Origin of the sequence: Martelella lutilitoris, from assembly GCF_016598595.1 — a bacterium.
GTDB classification, from domain to species: domain Bacteria; phylum Pseudomonadota; class Alphaproteobacteria; order Rhizobiales; family Rhizobiaceae; genus Martelella; species Martelella lutilitoris_A.
In genome coordinates this window covers 3,425,343-3,447,837 of sequence record NZ_CP066786.1, presented here as the reverse complement: position 1 = coordinate 3,447,837, position 22,495 = coordinate 3,425,343, and the positions used below count along the sequence as shown (strand labels likewise).

Genomic DNA, 22,495 nt, shown 5'->3' with positions numbered 1-22,495 from the left:
TCAGCCCTTCCGTTCGTCAGAGGCGATCACGCCGGCGAGAAGCGAAATCCTGCGATCCATCGGCGCCACCAGACGCTCGTCATGGGAGACGATGATCAGCGTGCTGCCAAGGCTCTTCGCAAGCTCCAGAAGCAGTTCGCCGACAACCGCGCCAGCCTCGCTGTCGAGGCTTGCGGTCGGCTCGTCGGCGACGATGATGGCGGGCTCGCGCAGCAGAGCGCGGGCAACGGCGACGCGCTGCATCTCGCCGCGCGACATGGTCTCGATCTTCTGATCGTGACGGGCGATGCCGACGGTTTCAAGCAGCGCCTTCGCCCGCTCAAGACGCGACCGGCCGGCGGCATGGGCGAGGCGGGCGGGCAGAAGCACGTTGTCAAAGGCGGAGAGGCCGGGAAAGAGATGAAAGTCCTGCATCACGATGCCGATATTCTCGCCGCGCCAGCGGTCGCGCCTGCCTTCGGGAAGAGCGGCGAGATCGGTGTCGCCCCAGCTTGCATGGCCGGTCTTCAGCTTTTCCAGCCCGGTGATGATGTTGACGAACGTGCTCTTGCCGGAGCCCGAGGGGCCGGTGACGGCCACGCGCTCGCCGGGGGCGATTTCGAGGACGGGGATGCTGAGCACCGGCGCGGAGAGACCGGGAAAGGAAACGGCGACATCTTCGAGGCGAAGGGGCAACATGGGCGGCGGCTTTCGGAGTTGCGGGGCGCAGGGTCAGACGGTCTTGTAGCGCGCGTCCCTGAGGCGCAGCTGGCTGACGAAGCCGGTTTCGGGATCCACCCAGGAGCCGCGATCAAGCGTGCCGGTCACCTCGATCATCTGGTTCGGCTGGACGAAGGTCTGTTTTCTGTTGAGATAGACGACGACGATGTTTTCCGGCCAGTCGGCATCCGAAGAGCAGAAGGGGCAGAGCGCCATCGGAATTTCGGAGAGCACGAAGAATTGCGCCTCGGCCTTCAGCGGCGGCGCCATGAAGCCTCGTATGGAGACCTTTTCGCCGGTGAGGTCCTTGACCTTGTCGGAAAATTCGAGGCCGAGCGGGCTGAAGGAGCCGTAGAGCTCGTCGAAATTCAACTCGGCCGTGGCGGCAAGCCCGGGGCGGGAGGCCAGGCCGATGCCGAGCGCGCCGAGGGTTGCAAGCAGTCTGCGGCGGGAAAAGGGCAGAGTGGTCATCGGATCAGTTCTCCTGACAGGAAAGGACCGGGCGACGTCCGCCCGGACCCCAGCTGGTTGACAAAGCCTGCTCCAATCTCTGCCGTCATGTTCGGGCTTGTCCCGAGCACCTAAGCACGCCTCTACTCGACAGACGTCTCGGACGAGAAGTCATTTGAAATACAACTTCTTCCAAAACGCTACTCCGCCCGTGCGGAACCGTGGTTAGATCCTCGGAACAAGCCCGAGGATGACGCCCGTAGAAAGAATAGGTTCATCGGTAGTCTGAGGACCGGGCGTCGTCCGCCCGGTCCCGTCTCGAACGTGACGTCTACTGCTTCTGGCTGTTGCCGAGCGCGAAGGCATCGGCCAGCACTTCATAGACGTCGGACTGTTCCATATAGCCCTTGAAGCCTTCGGCGCCGGGGCCGGTTGCCTGCAGGAGAACGTCATCGACGGCGTGAACGCCGGTCGAGGCGTCGTAGGGCAGGTTGCCGGTGCGCAGAACCGCGCCGGGAATATCCTTGTAGGCCTCGTTGGCGACGTAGCGGCCGTTCTCGTCCTTCACGGCCGGCTCGAACGGACCGTCCATTTTCGGGCGGAAGGTCTCGTAATAGTCGGGGAAATTGTTGGCGAACATGGCGAGGCGACGCGAGACGTCGACCTTGTCCGGATAGCCGTCGCCGTTTTCGTCCGTATAGTTCGGGAAGCCGGCGTCGTCATAGGTCATGACCTTGTTGCGCATCTCGTCCGATTCGACTTCATCGTCAATGGTGCCGATCACCGAGAAGCCGTGGGTGTGGTCGCCGGTGACGACGATCAGCGTGTCCGGATTGGCGTTCATCCACTCCATGGCGGCGCCGACGGCCTGGTCGAATTCGATCATGTCGATGACGGCGCGGTCCCAGTCGAGCGGATGCGACATCTTGTCGACATTGGCGGCCTCGACCATCAGGAAGAAGCCTTCCGGGTTCTTGGAAAGCTGGTCGATCGCCGCCGTGGTCATGTCCACAAGGCCGGGCTGGTTCGGGAACTTGTCGACGCTGCCGGTCTTCAGGAACTTGCGGTCAAGCGTCGAATCCATGTTGCCGGTGTGGAACAGGCCGAGCAGCTTGCCGTTTTCCGACTTTTCGGCGGAAGCCAGTTCGTCGGCGGAGGTGACGACCGTGTAGCCGGCATCCCGGAACATGGCGACATAGTCGTTGTCGTCCTTGCGCTTGGAGCCGGGGACGTCCGACTTCAGGAAGTAGGCGGAACCGCCGCCGAGGACGACTTCCGGCTTCACGTCATAGAACATGCCAACGATATCGGCCTTGTCGGCGCGAAGGCGGGTGTGGGCAACGACGGCGGCCGGCGTCGCGTCTTCGATTTCGGCGGTGGAGACAACGCCGATCGACTTGCCGGTCTGGCGGCGCAGCGCCTCGGCAATGGTCTCGACCTTGGGGTCGTCCAGGCTGTCGGGCGTGCGGTCGGCATAGACGCCGAGCGCGTTGACGCGGGTCTTGTGGCCGGTCATGTAGGCCGACATGGTGTTGGCGCTGTCGGTCGCGACCGAATGGGTCGAGGACGTGCCGATCGTTGCCATGCGGTCGAGGTCGTCCATGCTGAGGCGGCCGTCGGCCTTGCCCTCGGTCATGCCCTTGGACATGATTCGGGCAGCCGAACGGTGGCCCATGGACATGCCGTCGGCGACGAAGAAGATGATGTTCTTGGCCTTCGGCGTTTCCGGCGTATCATAGACGGTCCAGGTGACGTCCTTCGTCTCGTCGCCGGCCTTGACGGAAACGGTGTAGTCGCCGGCCTCGCCGAGGGTGAGCTCGCGCAGGATCAGGGCGGAGCCGAGGCTTTCGTCGTTCTTGCCCTTTTCGTCGGAGACGAATTCGGCGTCAGCGCCGAAGACGTCCGCGTAGGCTTCGCCGTTGACGGTGACTTCGACGTCGCCCGCGTCATAGACCGAATCGAGTTCGACCTTGAAATCGAAGGGCGAGCCGACCAGGATGGTGGCGCGGTCGAGGGGATAGATCGTGGCGGCCTGGGCCGTGCCGGCAAGGCAGGTCGCGGCTGCGAGAAGTGCGAGACGTGCGCGCATGGAAACCTCTTGGTAAAGAGTGTGTGAAGATAGCTGCGCATCCGCGATAGTCCCGCGGCATTACATCTCGATGACGTTTTGACTGCGTTTTGATGACGCCCTGAAGCATTGCGGAAAGGCGCCTCGGTCTCAATGCCGGTTGCGCCGGCCGCGCGGCTTCAGATAGCGCCGGCGTCGCCGTTTCCAGGAGAAATGCAGGACGCGGGTCATGTACCAGAAGAGTGCGAGCGTGACCACGCCCGCCGCCAGGAAGCCGCTGGCATTGCCGACGATCTGGGCCACGGCGATGATGTTGTGGGAGAAGACCAGGCCGAGCAGCGTGTAGATCAGCACATAGAGCATCTGCCCGGGAATGGCGGCGGCAATGAACAGTTTCCAGCGCATGCCCGCCGCTCCCGCGACCGGGTTCATGTAGGGGCCGATCATCGCCAGAAGCCAGCGCGTGATGAAGATCGCGATGACGCCCCGGCGTTCCAGATAGTCGCGGGCGCGGTCGACGAGGCGCTGGCGCTTCGGCCCGCGCGCGGCAAAACGCTCGACATAGCCGGTGCCGCCGATCCGTCCGGCCCAGTAACCGACCTGGTCGCCGCTGCAGGCCGCCGCGACGCAGACCGCGTAGACCGCCCAGAAGGTCAGGTCGCCCGTTGAAACAAGCGAGCCGCCGAACAGCATGATCACGGCCGTCGGCAGCGGAATGCCGCAACAGGCCAGAAACACGGCAAAGCCGATCACGGGCACGCCGTAGACCGGCAGCAGCGCCAGAAGCTGCTCACTCATCGCGCTCGGCCTTTTCGTCCTCATAGTCATCGAGGGCGTGGGCGATCTCGTCCTCCAGTTCTTCAAGCGAGATGCCCTTGATGCGGGCGATCTGGCGGAGCATCATCCGCCGGCTGCGACTGTCGGGGACGAGGTCCAGCTCTTCAGCAAGTTCTTCCGCCGGGATGTCATAGACGATGGCGACATGGCCAAGCGTCATCCAGCCCTTGAGTTCAAGGTTCCGGTTTTCGGGATTGCGCCAGTAAAAGACGGAAAGGACGAACTGCAGGGCAAAGACGAGCGTGATGAAGCCGGTCAAGACGAATGCGACGCAGAGGCCCCGGTGACGCCTCCAGAGCGCAGAGAGTGGCGCTATCATCCTCCTGCCAGTCATCGTCATTGCCTTTCGCTTTTCTCAGAAGTGTCCCCAGATAGCCATTCCGGGGCGCGTGCACAACGCCCGCCGGCGGCCGCCGATTGCGCTCGATACGGGCTTTTCTTCTATCGTCTTGTCCGGCGATCCGCTATGACCCCATGACGTTGAAGCACGAAAGCCCACGGAGAAGAATGGATGAACGAAGAGATCCGCGTCCACAGAAACGACATTCCGGCCGAGGATGCCGCCCGCTACCACGGGGCGATCGCCATCGACACGGAAACGCTCGGGCTGGTGCCGCGTCGTGACCGGCTGTGCGTGGTGCAGATCTCGCCGGGCGACGGGACGGCGGACGTTATCCAGATTGACGCGGGCCAAAAGGAAGCGCCGAACCTTTGCGCCATGCTCGCCGATGGCTCGCGCCAGAAGATCTTTCATTTCGGTCGTTTCGATATCGCCGTCCTCTATTACACATTCGGCGTGACGACCGAGAACGTGTTCTGCACCAAGATCGCCTCGCGCCTGACGCGGACCTATACGGACCGGCATGGCCTGAAGGACAATCTGAAGGAGATGCTCGAGGTCGATGTATCCAAGGCGCAGCAATCCTCCGACTGGGCGGCGGAAACGCTCTCCGAGGCGCAACTCGCCTATGCCGCCTCCGACGTTCTCTATCTCCACCGCCTGCGCGACAAGCTGATGGAACGGCTGATGCGCGAGGACCGCATGGCGCTTGCCGGCGCCTGCTTCGATTTCCTGCCGACCAGGGCCAAGCTCGACCTTCTGGGGTGGGAGGAAACCGACATTTTCGCCCATAGCTGAAGAGGTTAACCGGTGTTGCATATCCGCAACAAATTCTCCGCCGGTCCTCTTTAAAGCCTCCTGGCCTGCACCCATATCAGACCTTGAGCGGCGTTTGCGCCGCATAATCAGGCCCGCCTCTCTGAGGGGGTTTTCTAGGTCATCGTCCTGTCGCTTCAAAAGGGCCGGGCGAGGAATGGAGGCAAGGACATGAATATCGAGAAATATTCCGAACGCGTGCGCGGCTTTCTGCAGTCCGCGCAGACATTCGCTCTCGGCGAAGGCCATCAGCAGTTCGGCGCCGAGCACCTCTTGAAGGTGCTGCTCGACGACGAACAGGGCATGGCCGCCTCGCTGATCGAGCGGGCAGGGGGCGATGCCAAGAAGGCGCGCCTCGCCAATGACGCGGCGCTCGCCCGGATCCCCAAGGTTTCCGGCGGGAACGGACAGATTTATCTCTCCCAGCCGCTGGCGAAGGTTTTCAACACCGCCGAAGAAGCGGCAAAGAAGGCCGGCGACAGTTTCGTCACCGTCGAGCGGTTGCTTCTGGCGCTTGCGATCGAGAAATCCGCCTCGACCGCGAAGACGCTGGAGGGCGCCGGCGTGACGCCGAACGGGCTGAACGACGCCATCAACGAGATCCGCAAGGGCCGCACCGCCGACAGCGCCAGCGCCGAGGAAGGCTATGACGCGCTGAAGAAATATGCGCGCGACCTGACGGCGGACGCCCGCGACGGAAAGCTCGACCCGGTGATTGGCCGCGACGACGAAATCCGTCGCACGATCCAGGTGCTCTCGCGCCGAACCAAGAACAATCCGGTTCTGATCGGTGAGCCCGGCGTCGGCAAGACGGCGATCACGGAAGGCCTTGCCTTGCGCATTGTCGATGGCGACGTGCCGGAAAGCCTGAAGGACAAGAAGCTGATGGCGCTCGACATGGGCGCGCTGATTGCGGGCGCGAAATATCGCGGCGAGTTCGAGGAACGGCTGAAGGCGGTTTTGAACGAGGTTCAGGCCGAAGCTGGCAAGATCATCCTTTTCATCGACGAGATGCACACCCTGGTGGGCGCCGGGAAGGCCGATGGCGCCATGGATGCGTCCAACCTGCTGAAACCCGCGCTTGCCCGCGGCGAGCTGCATTGCGTCGGCGCGACCACGCTTGATGAATACCGCAAGCATGTTGAAAAGGACGCGGCTCTTGCCCGACGGTTCCAGCCGGTGATGGTTGCCGAGCCGACGGTCGAGGACACGATCTCGATCCTGCGCGGCCTGAAGGAGAAATACGAGCAGCACCATCAGGTGCGCATCTCCGACAGTGCGCTTGTGGCCGCCGCGACGCTTTCGAACCGCTACATCACCGATCGCTTCCTGCCGGACAAGGCCATCGACCTGATGGACGAGGCATCAAGCCGCGTGCGCATGCAGGTGGATTCCAAGCCGGAAGAACTCGACGAACTCGATCGCCGGATCATCCAGCTGAAGATCGAGCGCGAGGCGCTGAAGAAGGAAACGGACACCGCGTCGAAGGACCGGCTTTCCAAGCTGGAGGGCGAACTCGCCTCTCTGGAGGAGGAAGCCGACACGCTGACGGCGCGCTGGCAGTCGGAAAAGAACAAGCTCAACAAGGCTGCCGATCTGAAGAAGCAGCTTGACGCGGCCCGCAACGAGCTTGCGATCGCCCAGCGCGGCGGCGAGTACCAGAAGGCCGGCGAGCTTGCCTATGGCACGATCCCGAAGCTGGAAAAGGAACTGGCCGAGGCCGAATCCGAGGACAATACGGTCACCGATTCCATCCTTCAGGAAGTCGTCACGCCGGACAATATCGCGCAGGTCGTCTCCCGCTGGACCGGTATCCCGGTCGACAAGATGCTGGAAGGCGAGCGCGAGAAGCTGCTCCGGATGGAGGACGAACTGGCCCGCTGGGTTGTCGGTCAGGGCGACGCCGTGCAGGCGGTCTCGCGTTCCGTTCGCCGTGCCCGCGCAGGCCTGCAGGATCCGAACCGGCCGATCGGCTCGTTCATGTTCTTAGGCCCCACCGGCGTCGGCAAGACGGAGCTGACGAAATCGCTCGCCCGCTTCCTCTTCGACGACGAGACGGCGATGGTGCGCATGGACATGTCGGAATATATGGAGAAACACTCCGTTGCCCGCCTGATCGGCGCCCCTCCCGGCTATGTCGGTTACGACGAGGGTGGCATGTTGACCGAGGCGGTGCGCCGCAGGCCGTACCAGGTGGTCCTGTTCGACGAGATCGAAAAGGCCCATCCGGATGTCTTCAACGTGCTGCTGCAGGTTCTTGACGATGGTCGGTTGACTGACGGCCAGGGCCGCACGGTCGACTTCCGCAACACGATCATCATCATGACATCCAATCTGGGCTCGGAGTTCCTGACCCAGCTCGGCGAAAATGAGGACAGTTCGGCCGCGCGCGAACAGGTGATGGAGGTCGTCCGGGGATCGTTCCGGCCGGAGTTCCTGAACCGCGTCGACGACATCATCCTGTTCCACAGGCTGCATCGCGAGGATATGGGCGCGATCGTCGATATTCAGCTCGGCAGGCTCGAAAAGCTGTTGTCGGATCGCAAGATCGAGATCGAGCTGACGCCGGAAGCCCGCGACTGGCTCGCCGAGAAGGGCTATGACCCGGCCTATGGCGCGCGCCCCTTGAAGCGCGTGATCCAGACCGCGGTCCAGGATCCGCTGGCCGAGAAGATCCTTGCCGGCGAGATCGCCGACGGCGCTCACGTCAAGGTCGATGCGGGCTCCGACCGGTTGCTGTTCACGCTCTCCGGGCGTTTGCAGGACGTCGCCTGATTACGGCAATCCGGACAAAGCAGCAAAAAAGGCCGCCTCCAGGGGCGGCCTTCACGCATTCCATGGACGCGCCGGCATTGAAGGCGGGCGCATCGGCCGTTTCGGCAGGCCCTGCGCAGGCCTTCTTTTCAACGCCTGCAAGCCAGCGCTGTCATCGGAACTGGGCGTCCCCAAGCCCGGAAACGGTGTTTGCGCATTCTTTCAGCGACTTCCCCCAAAAAAAATCCGGCCTGTGGACATGGTTAAAAAAGGCAATTCACTGAATCATTTAGGCCCTGCCCCTGAATCATTTTCCGAACGCGAAAGTGGCGGATGACGGCAAAGCCTCGGCCTGGGGGCTGGTGTTGGCGTTTGCGCGTTATACACTGATTTTAATAGATGATTCGAAATTAAGCCGGTGGGCGCATCGCGGGGAGGCCGGTCAGGAAACTGGCCGGAGCCGGAAGCGGGCAACCGGAAAAGGTGGTTCATGGGTCTTGGTCTTTTGGAAATTGAACGTTTGAACAATCCGGTCGACATGATCGAGTTCGTGGCATCCACGAATGACTGGAGTTTCGAGCGTTCGGGCGAGGATGAGATCGCGATGACGGTCGGCGGGCGCTGGGCCGATTATCACGTCTCTTTCTCGTGGATGAGCCAGCATGAGGCGCTGCACCTTGCCTGCGCCTTCGACCTGCGTGTGCCCGATCATCGCGCAACCGAACTGGTGCGTCTGCTTTCGCGCGTCAATTCCCAGGTTCTGATGGGCCATTTCGATTTCTGGCCGCATGAGAACGTGGTGGTCTTCCGCCATTCGCTGCTTCTGGCGGGCGGCGCGGAACCCACCAACCAGCAGGTCGAGGGCACGCTTTCCAACGGGCTTGATGCGTGCGAGAATTACTTCCAGGCCTTCCAGTTCGTCGTCTGGTCCGGCATGTCTGCCGAGGACGCTATGAAGGCGGTGATGTTCGAAACGGTTGGAGAGGCCTGATATGGCAGACCTCGGCGAAATCGAAGGGCTGGTGCTGGTCGGCGCAGGCAATATGGGTGGCGCTTTGCTTTCGGGCTGGGTCGCGGGCGGGGTGCGTCGCGAGGCGATCACGGTGATCGATCCGAATCCTTCCAACAGCATCAAGAGCCTGCTCGATCGCAGCGGCATCCGCCACCACGTGGCGCCGCCGGACAATATCAAGGCAAAGATCCTGGTTCTCGCCGTCAAGCCGCAGGTCATGTACGCCGTGCTCGACACGCTGGCCCCGGTGATAGACGAGAATACGCTGATCATCTCGGTCGCCGCCGGAAAGACGCTCTCCTATTTCGAGGAGCGGCTCGGAAAGCTGGCGATGATCCGCACCATTCCCAACACGCCGTCCATGGTCGGTCGCGGCGTCATCGGCGCCTTTGCCAATGGCCTCGTCACCGAGGCCGGACGCGAAAAGGCGGATACGCTTCTTGCCGCCGTCGGCCAGGTCGAGTGGGTGGAAAAGGAAGCCGATATCGACGCCGTCACCGCGATTTCCGGCAGCGGCCCGGCCTATGCCTTCTACCTGGTCGAGTGCATGGCCGAGGCCGGCCGCAAGCTCGGGCTTGACGAGGACCTTGCCATGCGGCTTGCGCGCGGCACGGTGATCGGCGCGGGCGCGCTGATGGACGGCTCGAAAGACGACGCCGGAACGCTGCGCAAGAATGTCACCTCGCCCGGCGGCACGACGGCGGCGGCGCTTGAGCACCTGATGGCCGAGGACGGCCTGCAGCCGGTCTTTGACCGGGCGCTGGAGGCCGCCTGCAACCGATCGCGCGAACTGGCGGGCTGAATGACGGACGAGATCACCTTTGACGATTTCCTGAAGGTCGATATCCGCGCCGGCACAATCATCGAGGCGGAGGTCTTTCCGGAGGCCCGCAAGCCGGCCTACAAGCTGAAGATCGATTTCGGCCCCGATATCGGCGTGAGGAAATCGTCCGCGCAGATCACCGTGCATTATACGCCCGAATCCCTTGTCGGCCGGCAGGTGATGGCGGTGGTCAATTTCCCGCCCCGCCAGATCGGGCCCTTCCGCTCGGAAGTGCTGACGCTGGGCATGGCCGATGCCAATGGCGACATCGTGCTGGCGGCAATCGACAAGCCGGTCGAAAACGGCGCGAAGCTTCACTGAACAATTCAGCACGGAATATGGATGGTTGCCCTGAGCCCGCCGAGCGGGCTTTCCGAGAGCACCACATTGCCGCCGTGTCCGCGCGCGATGTCGCGGGCAATGGCAAGGCCAAGGCCGGTGCCCGAGGAATCGAGGTTGCGGGCATTGTCGAGCCGCAGAAACGGCTTGAAGACTTCCTCCCTCATGTCCGGGGCGATGCCCGGCCCGTCATCGTCAAAGGAGATCGTCAGCCATTTCTCGCCGTGCTCGGCGGTGATTTCGAGCCGGTTGGCATGGCGCTTGGCATTGGAGGCAAGGTTTGCGACGAGGCGCGCGAAGGCATTGGGCCGCACCGTCACCGCATCATCGCCGACGATGACGTAGTCCAGCGACTTTCCCGACAGTTCGAAATCCTCCTTCTGGCGCTTGAAGAGGGCAGAAAGGCTGGCCGTTCCGGTGACCTCCTCGGCGTCGCCGCGGGCAAAGTCGATATAGCCCTCGAGCATTTTCTGCATTTCCTCGATATCGAGATTGAGGGCCTCGACCTCGGGGCTGTCGCCGATCAGGGCGAGCTGCAGCTTGAACCGCGTCAGAATGGTGCGCAGGTCGTGGCTGACGCCGTTCAGCATGGTGGTGCGCTGCTCGATCTGCCGCTCGATGCGCTCGCGCATCAGGATGAAAGCAAGGCCGGCGCGTCGGATCTCGATCGCCCCGCGCGGGGTAAAAGGGCGCGAGGAGCGGTGGCCCTTGCCGAAGTCCTCCGCCGCCTGGGTGAGTCTGAGGATCGGGCGGATCTGGCCGCGCAGGAACAGCGTTGCGATCCCGATCAGCACCAGCGAGGTGCCGACCATCCACAGGATGAAAATATGCGTGTTCGAGGCATAGGTCATCGAGCGACGGGCGAAGATCCGCAGTATGCCGTCGTCGAGCTTGATGCGGATCTCCACGAAACGTGAATCGCCGAGCGTATCGATCCAGAAGGGGCGGCCGATCTTGGCGGAGATCAATTCCGCCAAAACCTGGTCGAGCAGGCCGAAAAAGGGCTTCGGCAGGGGAGGGGGCAGCTTGCCGTCTGGTTCGATGGCGACCCTCAGCCCCATGTCGCTGTCGGCGATCGCGACAATCTCGTCCTGATAGTCGGGATCGGTGGTTTCGATGAGATCGATGATGGCGGCGATATCGCCCGTCACCGCGTCGGCGAGGCGGTGGGTGACCATCTGCCAGTGCCGTTCCATAAAGACGGTGGCGACGACGGCCTGAAGCAGCAGCATCGGCATGATGATGATCAGCAGCGAACGGGCAAAGAGGCCGCGCGGCAGGCGGTGATGGGTCCAGCGGGCCACTGTCTTGTAGGCGTAGTAGAGATGCCGGAGGCCCGGCAGCCGGACAAGGGCGCGATAGGCCGTGTGAAGTCTGTCGGCAAGTTTCCCGCACGCATCCTTCAGGCTTTGGCTGAGTTGTCTCAAGACCTGTTATTCCCGGTTCAGACGATAGCCGATGCCGCGCACCGTCTGCAGGTAGCGCGGGTTTGCCGGATCACTCTCGATCTTGCGCCGCAGCCGGTTGATCTGAACGTCGATCGTGCGCTCGTTGATCTCGGCGTCCGAGCTGACGAGATCATAGCGCGCGACGGTCTCGCCGGCCTTTTGCGCCAGCATCGACATGATGTCCTGTTCCCGCTCGGTAAGCCGTATCGGCGTCGCGCCCTTCTTCAATTCGCGGCGGCCGAGCGAAAACGTGTAGGGCCCGAACATGATCTGCTCGATCGCCGGCGTCTTCGGCGCCTGCGCCCGGCGCAGGATGTTGCTGATCCTCAGCAGAAGCTCGCGCGGCTCGAAGGGCTTGGGGAGATAGTCGTCCGCGCCCGCCTCAAGCCCCTCGATCCTGGCATCGGCCTCGGCCCTGGCGGTCAAGAGCAGCACGGGGATCGGACGGAGCCTGCTCAGGTCGCGCGTGAGCGAAACGCCGTCCTCGCCCGGCATCATCACGTCGAGCACTAGAAGGTCGAAATCGAGGCCCTCGAGCTTGCGCCGCGCCTCGGCCGCATCTCCGGCCGTTGAAACCCTGTAGCCCTGTTCGCCGAGATAGCGTTTCAGAAGCGTGCGGATACGGGTGTCGTCGTCGACGATCAATAGGTGGGGGGCGTCGTCTGCGATGTCCCTGGTCATGGTCGCTTTCCGTCATTGGAGGAGAGCAAGGCGCCGCACAAAGCCGCGGGATCGTCATTGCACATCCGCGACAGGAAGGTCTTCACGGCATCCCGCTCGGAGGCATCGAGTCCGCCGAAGGCTTTGCTGATGCGTTCGAGCTGCGGCGCGAGCAGTTCCTGACGCAGGCTTTCGCCTCTTGCAGAAAGGAACAGGCGGCGCTGGCGGCGGTCTTCCGGCCCCGTCGTCTGGCGCACATAGCCCGCATCGATCAGCTGCTTGAGAACCCGCGCGAGGCTCTGTTTGGTAATGCTCAGCGTCTCCAGAAGGTCGGCGACGCTCATGCCCGGTCGGCTGCCGACGAAATGGACCACGCGATGGTGAGCCCGCCCGAAGCCGATTTCGCCCAGAATCGCGTCCGGATCGGACGTGAAATCGCGGTAGGCGAAAAACAGAAGCTCTACGATCTCGAACGCGGCCTCGCCGTCATCGCGGACAGCCGGTTCTTCGTTTCTTATCGCTTCGCTCTTCGGCACGGAGCCCTGCGTCCTTTCGCCGTTTTGCATTTCCCGGCGGCCCCGGGGTTTTGCAATCAAATCAAGTCTGACATAGGTGTTGCAATAGGTTTAGTGCGGTTCACCGCGAAATGGAAGACGCGGCGGACGATCGGCAGATGGGAGACATTCAGACCATGGCACAGCTTCAGGCCGGGATCATTCCCGTCACACCCTTGCAGCAGAACTGCACCGTGCTGTTCGACCTGGAAAGCCGCGAAGGCGTGCTGGTCGATCCGGGCGGCGATGCCGAGGTGATCATCCAGACGATCGAGGAAAACGGCATCAAGCTGCAGGCGATCTGGCTGACCCACGGCCATCTCGATCATGCCGGCGGCGCGATGGACATGAAGGAACAGCTTGGGCTGGAGATCATCGGCCCGCATGAGGACGACAAGCCGATCCTCGAGGCGATCGAGGAAAGCGCCGAGCGCTTCGGCATGGCCGGCATGGTGCGCAATGCCTATCCCGACCGGTTTCTGACGGAGGGGGAGGTGCTCAGTTTCGGTGCGCATGAATTCGAGGTCTTCCACACACCCGGCCATTCGCCGGGGCATGTGATCTTCTTCAATCGCCGTCAGAAATTCGCCCATGTGGGCGATGTGCTGTTTCACGGCTCGATCGGTCGGACCGACCTGCCGGGCGGCGATCATCAGACATTGCTGAATTCGATCCGCACCAAGCTTCTGCCGCTCGGAGACGATGTCGGCTTCATCTGCGGCCACGGCCCCGGCGGGCGCATCGGCGAGGAACGGCGCACCAATCCGTTCATTCAGGGGCTTTGAGAGGGCCTGCTAGCCTGCAACGATCGTCTGATCCGTTTCGAAACCGGCGTCATCGGAAAACACGGCTTCGCCCGCCTCCATCCGCACACCGCCTTCGGCGAGCCGACGCAGAGCCGCCGGATAAAGCCGATGCTCGACGGTCAGGATGCGGGCGGCGAGGCTTTCCGCGTCGTCTCCCGGCAGGACCGGGACGGCGGCCTGTCCGATGATCGGGCCTTCATCCATGCCTTCGGTGACGAAGTGGACCGTGCAACCCGCGATCCGCATGCCGGCTTCGATGGCGCGCTGGTGGGTGTTGAGGCCCGGAAAAAGCGGCAGCAGCGAGGGGTGGATATTGATGATCCTGCCCTCATAGGCGCGGATGAAATCGGCCGAGAGCAACCGCATGAATCCGGCAAGGCAGATGAAATCCGGTTTCACCTCGGCGAGCAGGTCCAGCATGGCCCGCTCATGCGCGGCCTTGCTGTCGTAATCCTTGCGGGCGAGGGCATGGGCCGGAATGCCGAGCGTGCGGGCCTTTTCCAGGCCTTTCGCGTCCGGCTTGTCGGAGATCACGGCGACGATCTCGGCGGGAAAGTCATTCGCTTGCGCCGCCTCTGCGAGCCGCACCATGTTCGAGCCGCTTCCCGAGATGAAAACGGCGACGCGCTTCTTCGTCATAGGTTGATCATGCCCTGGTAGACCGTGCCGGCCATGTCGTCTCCGCGAGCAATGATGCGGCCGAGCGCGAAGGCCGTCTCGCCCTCGCGAGTCAGAACTTCGAGCACTGCGTCAAGGTCTTCCGGCTTGCACACGCCAATCATTCCGACGCCGCAGTTGAAAGTCCGCGTCATCTCCGCCGGCGCGACGCCGCCGGCGCGCGCCAGCCAGGAGAAGACGGACGGCACGGTGATCGCCTCGAGGTCGATCTCCGCCGACAAGGTCTTTGGCAGGACGCGCGGAATATTCTCCGGGAAACCGCCGCCGGTAATGTGAGCCAGCGCCTTCACCGCGCCCGTCTCGCGGATGGTGGCCAGAAGCGGCTTCACGTAGATGCGTGTGGGCTCAAGCAGCGCTTCGCCCAGCGTCTTGCCCGGCGCGAAGGGGGCCGGAGCCTGCCAGCCGAGACCGTTCATCTCGGCAACGCGGCGAACCAGCGAAAAACCGTTGGAGTGTACGCCCGAGGAGGCAAGGCCGAAGATCACATCGCCTTCCTCGAGATTTGCCGCCGGCAGAAGCGCGCCGCGCTCGGCCGCGCCCACGGCAAAACCGGCGAGATCGTAGTCGCCTTTGGAATACATGCCCGGCATCTCGGCCGTCTCGCCGCCGATCAGCGCGCAGCCGGCCTGACGGCAGCCCTCGGCGATCCCCTCGACGATGGTCGCGCCTTCTTCCGGATCGAGCGCGCCAGTGGCGAAATAATCGAGGAAGAACAGCGGTTCTGCGCCCTGGACAACCAGATCGTTGACGCACATGGCGACGAGGTCGATGCCGACCGTATCATGCTTGCCCGCCTCGATCGCGATCTTCAGCTTGGTGCCGACGCCGTCATTGGCGGCAACCAGGACCGGATCGGAAAAACCGGCGGCCTTCAGGTCGAACAGTCCGCCGAAGCCGCCGATCTCGCTGTCGGCGCCGGGCCGGCGCGTCGACTTGACCGCGGGCTTGATCATCTCGACCAGAAGGTTGCCCGCATCGATATCGACGCCGGCATCGGAATAGGTCAGTCCGTTCTTGCGGGTTTCGCTCGTCTTTCGGGGGTCGCTCATGGGGCCAGTCCTCATGCCAATTCGAAACGAGGGCATTGCACGGGTCGTTGCCCGATGCAAGCGGCAAGGCCGGACGCCCCTCCGGATATCACAATAAAGCCGGTTGTTGAGGTCCCAATGCAAGCTCTTCCTAGTGTTTTCCGCCGGTGGATATCGGGGAGGGGCCGTTTCCCGCCATTCTTCGGCCTTGACGCTGAGGTCGCAATGCCCAACAAACAGAGCGCGCCGGTTGCTTCTTCCGGAGAGAGGCACGACCGGGTTTATCAACAAGAACGGCAATTGCTTTTTCAAGGACCAAGCATTGCCTGCGACGGAGTGTGGTGGATGACGAGACGCATCAGCGGCGCGGGCCTCAGGCGACAGGTCATTTTCTGGCTTCTGTTCGCCGCCTTCGTGGCGCTCTTTCTTTATGTGTTCCGCAGTATCCTGCTGCCGTTCGTGGCGGGCATGGCGCTCGCCTATTTCCTCGATCCTGTCGCCGACCGGCTGGAAAAAATCGGGATGAACAGGCTGTGGGCGACGACCACGATCATGCTGACCTTCCTGATCGTCGTGATCGCGGTCCTGCTGCTCATCATTCCGCTTCTCGTCTCGCAGGCCTCCGAGGTGGTCCAGCAATTCCCGAAATACATCGCGGCGCTCGAGCACTATGTGCAGACCACCCAATTGAGCAAGCTGGTCGACTGGGCGAACGGCCAGCTGACCGATCTCAGCGAGAATGTCGGCAAGATGCTGTCAAGCGGCGCTTCCATCGCCGGTTCGCTGTTCGGCAGCATCTGGAGTTCGTCGATGGCCGTCGTCAACGTCGTCTCCTTCGTGGTGCTGGCGCCGGTGATCGCGTTCTACCTCCTGCTCGACTGGGACCGGATGGTTGCCAAGGTCGACCAGTGGATTCCGCGCGGCCAGGTCGACGACGTGCGGTATCTCGCCCGCGAGATCAACAGCGTGATTTCCGGTTTCGTGCGCGGACAGGGGTCGCTCTGCCTGATCCTCGGCGTCTACTACGCCGTGGCGCTTAGCCTTGCCGGGCTCAATTTCGGCGCGTTGATCGGTCTTTTCGCCGGCTTCATCAGCTTCATCCCCTATCTCGGCTCCACATCCGGCCTCGTGCTGTCCATGGGGGTCGCGATGTTCCAGTTCTGGCCGGATTTCTGGATGATCGCGCTGGTCTTCGGCATCTATCTGTTCGGCCAGTTCCTGGAGGGAAACGTGCTGCAGCCGAAGCTTGTCGGCGGCAGCGTGCGGCTTCATCCCGTCTGGCTGATGTTCGCCCTTTTTGCCTTCAGCGTGCTGTTCGGCTTCGTCGGCCTGCTCGTCGCCGTGCCGGTGGCCGCCGCCGTCGGCGTGCTGGTGCGCTTTGCCATCGACCGTTATCTCACCAGCGATCTTTACTGGGACGGGATCGAGCACCATGCCGACGAGCCAACGCCGGTGAAGGAAGAAGAAGGCTGAGCCGTGGCCAGGAAGAGCGAAACCGTGCAGCTGCCGCTGGCCCTCGGCCATGATCCGGTCGCGGATCGGGAGCACCTCCTGGTCTCCGCCTCGATCGCGCCAGCGGTCGATCTTGTCGACCGCTGGCCGGACTGGCGCGCGCCGGTGGTGCTTGTCGGACCGCCGGGCTCCGGCAAGAGCCATCTCGCCGCCATCTGGAAAGGGGTGAGCCAGGCGCGCGACGTGACGGACAATCTGCGCGGCGGACGTCCTGTGCCCTATCGTCAGGGCGCGTTCCTGTTCGAGGACGCCGACCGTGCGGGCTTCGACGAGACCGCGCTCTTCCATCTCATCAACACGGTCCGCCAGAACGGCGGCAGCCTGCTGATCACCGCGCGTGATCTGCCCGGCCTCTGGCCCGTTACGCTCGCCGACCTGCGCTCGCGGCTGCATGCGGCAACCGTGGTCGAGATCGGCGCGCCGGATGACGAGCTCCTCGAGCAGGTTATCTTCAAGCTGTTTTCCGACAGGCAGCTTGAGGTGGATCGACGCGTCGTGACCTACCTCGTTTCGCGCATGGAGCGGTCGCTCGACAGCGCCTGCCGGATCGTTGATGAGATCGACAGGCTCGCGCTTTCGCGCGGACGCCGGATCACGCGCGCTTTGGCGGCGGAGGTTCTCTCCCTGCGTGAAAATACAACAATGTGATCCTATCCCCTTTACGCCTGCGAAAAACACGAGCGCGCGCTTGCAAGCGCCCATAAACTGCGCAAGTCTTGCCGTCTGTCACAGTTTCGTTGCCAAATTCGGATAGTCCGGCAGGAAGAGCGGCGACGTCGCTGCGCTGCGCCAAGCCCTATGTCCGGGTCTATGAGAGGGAAGAGCTGAAATCATGGAAAATCTGTCGTCGCGCGTTGATGGTGTGAGCGATCTCGACGGTGCCGAGGATCTGAGCCGGAGTCCGGCGCGGTTCGTCAACCGTGAGTTTTCCTGGCTCCAGTTCAACCGACGGGTGCTTGAAGAAACGCTCAACCCGGCGCATCCGCTGCTGGAGCGCGTGCGCTTCCTGTCGATTTCGGCGGCCAATCTCGACGAGTTCTTCATGGTGCGCGTCGCCGGCCTCGAGGGCCAGGTGCGCCAGGGCGTGACCATGCTGTCCGCCGATGGCAAGACGCCGGCCGAGCAGCTTTCGGATATCCTGCGAGAGGTTGATAATCTGCAGATGGAACAGCAGGCGGCTCTGGCCGTGCTGCAGCAATACATGACCAATGAAGGCGTCGTGATTGTCCGCCCTTCGGTCTTGATGGACGAGGATCGCGCCTGGCTGACCAACGAATTCGAGCAGGGTATCTTCCCGGTTCTGACGCCGCTTTCGATCGACCCGGCCCATCCCTTCCCCTTTATCCCCAATCTCGGCTTTTCCATGGGCCTGCAGCTGGTCAGCCGCCACGGCCGAGAGCCGATGAACGCGCTCCTGCGCCTGCCGCCGTCCATGAACCGCTTCGTGCGCATGCCGGATCTCGACGGCGCGATCCGCTACATCACGCTGGAGGATGTGATCGGCATGTTCATCCACCGGCTTTATCCGGGCTACGAAGTGCAGGGCCACGGCACCTTCCGCGTCATCCGCGACAGCGATATCGAGCTCGAAGAAGAGGCCGAGGATCTGGTGCGCTATTTCGAGACGGCGCTGAAGCAACGCCGTCGCGGCTCGGTGATCCGCATCGAGACCGACTCGGAAATGCCTGCATCGCTGCGCCATTTCGTCATCCATGAGCTTGGCGTTCCAGAAGATCGCGTTGCCGTGCTGCCGGGGCTGCTGGCGCTCAACACGTTGTCGGAGATCACCAAGGCGCCGCGTCCGGACCTCCTGTTCAAATCCTTCAATCCGCGTTTTCCCGAGCGCGTGCGCGAGCATGTCGGCGACAGCTTCGCCGCGATCCGCGAGAAGGATTTCGTGGTTCATCACCCTTACGAATCCTTCGATGTCGTCGTCCAGTTCCTGATCCAGGCGGCCCGCGACCCAAACGTGCTCGCCATCAAGCAGACGCTCTACCGCACCTCGAACGACAGCCCGATCGTGCGCGCGCTGATCGACGCTGCGGAGGCCGGCAAGTCGGTGACCGCACTGGTGGAGCTGAAGGCGCGCTTCGACGAGGAAGCCAATATCCGCTGGGCGCGCGACCTTGAGCGCGCCGGCGTGCAGGTGGTCTTCGGCTTCATCGAGCTGAAGACCCATGCCAAGCTTTCCATGGTGGTGCGTCGCGAGGACGGCAATCTCAGGACCTATTGTCATATCGGCACAGGCAACTACCACCCGATCACGGCGAAGATCTATACCGACCTGTCCTACTTCACCTGCGATCCGAAGATCGCCCAGGACGTGGCGGAGGTTTTCAACTTCATCACCGGTTATGGCGAACTCGAGCAGAACATGAAGCTTGCCGTTTCGCCAAAGACCATGCGCCCGCGCATCCTCCAGCATATCGAGGAGGAGATCGAGCATGTCAGGAACGGCCTGCCGGGCGCGATCTGGATGAAGATGAACTCGCTCGTCGACCCGAAGATCATCGACGCGCTCTATCGGGCAAGCGGCGAGGGCGTGCAGATCGACCTCGTGGTGCGTGGCATCTGCTGCCTGCGCCCGCAAGTGCCGGGGCTTTCGGAAAATATCCGCGTCAAGTCGATCGTCGGTCGCTTCCTCGAACATTCCCGCATCTACTGCTTCGGCAATGGTCACGGCCTGCCTTCGGAAAACGCGCATGTCTATGTCGGTTCTGCCGACCTGATGCCGCGCAATCTTGACCGGCGCGTGGAGACCATCGTGCCGCTGACCAACCCGACTGTGCATGAGCAGGTGCTTTCGCAGATCATGCTGGGCAATATCATTGACAACCAGCAGAGCTACGAGATACTGCCCGACGGAACCTCGCGACGTGTGGAGCCGCGCGAGGGCGAGGAACCGTTCAACGCGCAGGAGTACTTCATGACCAATCCGAGCCTTTCGGGCCGCGGTGAAGCCTTGAAATCAAGTGCGCCGAAGCTCATCGCCGGGCTGTTGTCCGGCCACAATAAATAAGCCGGTAGTTTATGGTCGAATCAGAAGCACAGGGGCGCCTTCCGGGCATAAACCCTGTCTCCGTGGTCGATATCGGGTCAAACTCGGTTCGCATCGTCATCTATGAGGGCCTGTCGCGTGCGCCGACGGTGCTTTTCAACGAGAAGGTTCTCTGCGGCCTTGGGCGCGGCATCGCTGCAACCGGCAAGATGAACGAGGAAGGGGTCGAGCGCGCGCTCCGCGCGCTCAAGCGCTTCAAGGCCCTTGCCGTGCAGGCCCGTTCCGTCACCATGCATGTGCTGGCGACGGCGGCGGCCCGCGAGGCCGAGAACGGTCCGGCCTTCATCGCCGCGGCCGAAGAAATCCTCGGCCAGGAAATCCGCGTGCTGACGGGGCGCGAAGAGGCGCTTTATTCCGCCTACGGCATCATCAGCGGCTTCTATCAGCCCGATGGCATCGCCGGCGACCTCGGCGGTGGCTCGCTCGAGCTCATCGACATCAAGGACAAGACCTATGGCGATGGCATCACCCTGCCGCTCGGCGGCATCCGTCTGTCCGAACTCTCCGAAGGTTCGCTGACCAAGGCGCGCAATTTCGCCAAGAAGCAGGTGAAGAAGGTCGGCTTCCTCGAAAAGGGACGCGGCCGCACCTTTTACGCCGTCGGCGGCACCTGGCGTAACATCGCCCGCCTGCACATGGAGATGACCGGTTATCCACTGACCATGATGCAGGGCTACGAGATCGGCTATGAGGAAATGATGAGCTTCCTCGACCGGATCGGCGAGGACGAGGAACAGAAGGACCCGGCCTGGCAGGCCGTCTCCAAGAATCGTCGCATGCTTCTCCCCTTCGGCGCCATCGCCATGCGCGAGGTGCTGAGCATCATGGAGCCGAAATCCATCTGTTTTTCCGCGCAAGGCGTGCGCGAGGGATTGCTCTATTCGCTCCTCAGCGCCGACGATCAACAGCAGGACCCGCTTCTGGTCGCAGCCCGTCAGCTGGCGCTTCTGCGCGCCCGCTCGCCCAAACATGCAGCCGAAATTGCCGCCTGGACCGGTCTGATGCTGCGCCGTTTCGGCGTGGAGGAAACGCCGGAGGAAGCGCGCTACCGTCAGGCCGCCTGTCTTCTTGCCGATATCAGCTGGCGCGCGCACCCCGATTTTCGCGGACCGCAATCGCTGAACGTGATCGCCCATTCCTCGCTGACAGGCATCACCCATCCCGGCCGCGCCTTCATCGCGCTTGCGAATTATTACCGCTTCGAGGGCCTGCGCGATGACGACCACACCGATGGCCTTGGTTCCATCGCCACGCCGGAACTGATCGAGCGCGCCAAACTGCTGGGCGGCCTGCTGCGCGTCGCCTACCTGTTCTCCGCCTCGATGCCGGGGATTGTCGGCGCTCTCGACTTCCTGCCCGGCAAGGACAGCGACGTCGACCTCGAACTGGTGGTGCCGGCCCAATATGCCGATTTCATCGGCGAACGCGTCGAAGGCCGCATGCAGCAGCTTTCCAAGCTCACCGGCAAGAATCTGGGTATTGCGACGGTTTAGCGCTGGCCGTCAGGCCGGCACAGGTTCTGACAAGCCTACCCTTATTACGGACGTCATCCTCGGCCTTGTGCCGAGGTTCTAACCACGGCTCGGCCGGCGCGGCGTTGGCGTTTCCCATTGGATCTTATTTGGGCCGTTTTCTGGGAGACGCTTGTCGGGTAGACGCGTGCTTAGATGCTCGGCACAAGGCCGAGCATGACGGCGGAGAGCAGGGAGGCTTTGTCAACAAACTGAGCCGGCTATCTGGTCCGCCTCGCGCTTTCGAGGCAGGCGTTTCAGCGTCGCTCGGTTTCCTGCGTCTTCCTCATCGATGCCACTTCCCGCCGAAGCGCCTTCAGCTCCGACAGGATCATCTGCATTTCCGGCTCCCGCGCCTGGCGGTTTTCTTCCAGCAGTTCCTGCTCGTGCTCCTTCTGCATGGCCGAGACGATGATGCCGATGAAGAGGTTGAGCACGGTGAAGGCGGTGGAGAGGATGAAGGGCACGAAGAACAGCCAGGCATTGGGATAGACATCCATGACCGGGCGGACGATGCCCATCGACCAGCTTTCCAGCGTCATGATCTGGAACAGTGAATAGACCGATGCGCCGAGCGAGCCGAACCATTCGGGAAAGGCCTCGCCGTAAAGCTTCGTGGCGATCACGGCGAAGATGTAGAAGACCAGCGCCATCAGGACGATGATCGAGCCCATGCCGGGAAGGGCGGCCACGAGCCCGCCGATCACGCGCCTGAGCGACGGGATCATCGACAGCAGCCGCAAGGCGCGCAGGATGCGCAGCGCGCGCAACACCTGAAGCGGGCCGCTTGCGGGCAGGAGGCTGATTCCCACGATCGTCAGGTCGAAGAGGCTCCAGGGGTCGCGGAAGAAGCGCAGCCGGTGGGCATAAAGGCGCAAGGCGATCTCGATGACGAAGATGGCCAGCACGAGCCGGTCGAAAAACAGCAGCGCCGGCCCGGCAAAGCTCTGCATCACCGTCTCGGAGGTCTCGAAACCGAGCGTGATCGCATTGATGATGATGACCGTCAGGATAAAGGCTTCCCAAGGCCGGGATGTCGTCAAAGCCAGCACCCTGTCACGCATCTTGTCTCGTTCTCCGCACGCCTCGTTTCGGCAAACGA

Annotated in this window: 21 protein-coding genes; 10 read left to right on the top strand and 11 right to left on the bottom strand. The window is 62.8% G+C overall.

Annotated elements, in window-relative coordinates:
* The 5 genes from JET14_RS16505 to JET14_RS16485 all read right to left on the bottom strand — a co-directional run bounded on the left by JET14_RS16505 (position 1) and on the right by JET14_RS16485 (position 4,388).
* Positions 1 to 678: an ABC transporter ATP-binding protein gene (locus JET14_RS16505; RefSeq protein ID WP_200334892.1), complete on the bottom strand. Its 678-nt coding sequence runs from the start codon at positions 676 to 678 to the stop codon at positions 1 to 3.
* A gap of 33 nt (positions 679 to 711) precedes the next feature.
* Positions 712 to 1,170, bottom strand: coding sequence for a hypothetical protein (locus JET14_RS16500; RefSeq protein WP_200334891.1), 459 nt, complete (start codon positions 1,168 to 1,170; stop codon positions 712 to 714).
* A gap of 310 nt (positions 1,171 to 1,480) precedes the next feature.
* Entirely contained in the window at positions 1,481 to 3,238 is a 1,758-nt protein-coding gene (locus tag JET14_RS16495; RefSeq protein WP_200334890.1) for an alkaline phosphatase, read from the bottom strand.
* A gap of 129 nt (positions 3,239 to 3,367) precedes the next feature.
* Complete coding sequence (locus JET14_RS16490; RefSeq protein WP_200334889.1) at positions 3,368 to 4,015, bottom strand: DedA family protein; 648 nt, start codon at positions 4,013 to 4,015, stop codon at positions 3,368 to 3,370.
* Positions 4,008 to 4,388: a hypothetical protein gene (locus tag JET14_RS16485; RefSeq protein WP_200334888.1), complete on the bottom strand. Its 381-nt coding sequence runs from the start codon at positions 4,386 to 4,388 to the stop codon at positions 4,008 to 4,010. The genes JET14_RS16490 and JET14_RS16485 overlap by 8 nt, the downstream gene beginning before the upstream one ends.
* Positions 4,389 to 4,565: 177 nt before the next feature.
* On the opposite strand from JET14_RS16485, the gene JET14_RS16480 reads away from it, so the two are divergent.
* The 5 genes from JET14_RS16480 (at position 4,566) to JET14_RS16460 (ending at position 10,120) form a co-directional block, all read left to right on the top strand.
* The gene (locus JET14_RS16480) at positions 4,566 to 5,192 is read left to right on the top strand and encodes a ribonuclease D (RefSeq protein ID WP_200334887.1); all 627 of its coding nucleotides are present in this window, start codon (positions 4,566 to 4,568) and stop codon (positions 5,190 to 5,192) included.
* A 189-nt stretch (positions 5,193 to 5,381) separates the two neighbouring features.
* Positions 5,382 to 7,985 (top strand): ATP-dependent chaperone ClpB, encoded by a 2,604-nt coding sequence (gene clpB / locus JET14_RS16475; RefSeq protein WP_200334885.1) that lies wholly within the window; start codon positions 5,382 to 5,384, stop codon positions 7,983 to 7,985.
* A 469-nt stretch (positions 7,986 to 8,454) separates the two neighbouring features.
* Positions 8,455 to 8,955: a YbjN domain-containing protein gene (locus tag JET14_RS16470; RefSeq protein ID WP_138747376.1), complete on the top strand. Its 501-nt coding sequence runs from the start codon at positions 8,455 to 8,457 to the stop codon at positions 8,953 to 8,955.
* Between the two features lies 1 nt (position 8,956).
* Positions 8,957 to 9,778 (top strand): pyrroline-5-carboxylate reductase, encoded by an 822-nt coding sequence (gene proC, locus JET14_RS16465; protein ID WP_200334884.1) that lies wholly within the window; start codon positions 8,957 to 8,959, stop codon positions 9,776 to 9,778.
* Entirely contained in the window at positions 9,779 to 10,120 is a 342-nt protein-coding gene (locus JET14_RS16460; RefSeq protein ID WP_200334883.1) for a tRNA-binding protein, read from the top strand.
* Positions 10,121 to 10,125: 5 nt separating this feature from the next.
* On the opposite strand, the gene JET14_RS16455 is transcribed toward JET14_RS16460, so the two are convergent.
* The 3 genes from JET14_RS16455 to JET14_RS16445 all read right to left on the bottom strand — a co-directional run bounded on the left by JET14_RS16455 (position 10,126) and on the right by JET14_RS16445 (position 12,812).
* Positions 10,126 to 11,481 carry an ATP-binding protein gene (locus JET14_RS16455; RefSeq protein WP_200338138.1) on the bottom strand — a complete coding sequence of 452 codons (1,356 nt, stop codon included), beginning with the start codon at positions 11,479 to 11,481 and terminating at the stop codon, positions 10,126 to 10,128.
* A gap of 90 nt (positions 11,482 to 11,571) precedes the next feature.
* On the bottom strand, positions 11,572 to 12,267 hold the full coding sequence (locus tag JET14_RS16450) for a response regulator (protein WP_200334882.1): 696 nt from the start codon (positions 12,265 to 12,267) through the stop codon (positions 11,572 to 11,574).
* Positions 12,264 to 12,812 (bottom strand): MarR family winged helix-turn-helix transcriptional regulator, encoded by a 549-nt coding sequence (locus JET14_RS16445; protein WP_024706538.1) that lies wholly within the window; start codon positions 12,810 to 12,812, stop codon positions 12,264 to 12,266. The genes JET14_RS16450 and JET14_RS16445 overlap by 4 nt, the downstream gene beginning before the upstream one ends.
* 125 nt (positions 12,813 to 12,937) lie before the next feature.
* On the opposite strand from JET14_RS16445, the gene JET14_RS16440 reads away from it, so the two are divergent.
* A complete protein-coding gene (locus JET14_RS16440; RefSeq protein WP_200334881.1) occupies positions 12,938 to 13,585 on the top strand; it encodes an MBL fold metallo-hydrolase in 648 nt (215 codons plus the stop codon).
* A 9-nt stretch (positions 13,586 to 13,594) separates the two neighbouring features.
* Here the strand turns inward: JET14_RS16440 and purN are convergent, their stop codons facing one another.
* Entirely contained in the window at positions 13,595 to 14,245 is a 651-nt protein-coding gene (gene purN / locus JET14_RS16435) for a phosphoribosylglycinamide formyltransferase (protein WP_200334880.1), read from the bottom strand.
* Positions 14,242 to 15,333: a phosphoribosylformylglycinamidine cyclo-ligase gene (purM, locus tag JET14_RS16430; RefSeq protein ID WP_200334878.1), complete on the bottom strand. Its 1,092-nt coding sequence runs from the start codon at positions 15,331 to 15,333 to the stop codon at positions 14,242 to 14,244. The genes purN and purM overlap by 4 nt, the downstream gene beginning before the upstream one ends.
* A 324-nt stretch (positions 15,334 to 15,657) precedes the next feature.
* Here purM and JET14_RS16425 point away from each other — a divergent pair, with 324 nt between their 5' ends.
* From JET14_RS16425 to ppx, 4 genes are all read left to right on the top strand, one after another.
* The gene (locus tag JET14_RS16425; protein ID WP_200334876.1) at positions 15,658 to 16,785 is read left to right on the top strand and encodes an AI-2E family transporter; all 1,128 of its coding nucleotides are present in this window, start codon (positions 15,658 to 15,660) and stop codon (positions 16,783 to 16,785) included.
* A gap of 3 nt (positions 16,786 to 16,788) precedes the next feature.
* Positions 16,789 to 17,472 carry a DnaA regulatory inactivator HdaA gene (gene hdaA / locus JET14_RS16420; protein WP_200334873.1) on the top strand — a complete coding sequence of 228 codons (684 nt, stop codon included), beginning with the start codon at positions 16,789 to 16,791 and terminating at the stop codon, positions 17,470 to 17,472.
* Between the two features lie 184 nt (positions 17,473 to 17,656).
* On the top strand, positions 17,657 to 19,843 hold the full coding sequence (locus tag JET14_RS16415; protein WP_200334871.1) for an RNA degradosome polyphosphate kinase: 2,187 nt from the start codon (positions 17,657 to 17,659) through the stop codon (positions 19,841 to 19,843).
* Positions 19,844 to 19,854: 11 nt separating this feature from the next.
* A complete protein-coding gene (gene ppx, locus JET14_RS16410; protein WP_200334869.1) occupies positions 19,855 to 21,375 on the top strand; it encodes an exopolyphosphatase in 1,521 nt (506 codons plus the stop codon).
* A gap of 275 nt (positions 21,376 to 21,650) precedes the next feature.
* Here ppx and JET14_RS16405 read toward each other — a convergent pair whose 3' ends face one another.
* On the bottom strand, positions 21,651 to 22,457 hold the full coding sequence (locus JET14_RS16405) for an ion transporter (protein ID WP_200334868.1): 807 nt from the start codon (positions 22,455 to 22,457) through the stop codon (positions 21,651 to 21,653).
* Between the last annotated feature and the right edge of the window lie 38 nt (positions 22,458 to 22,495).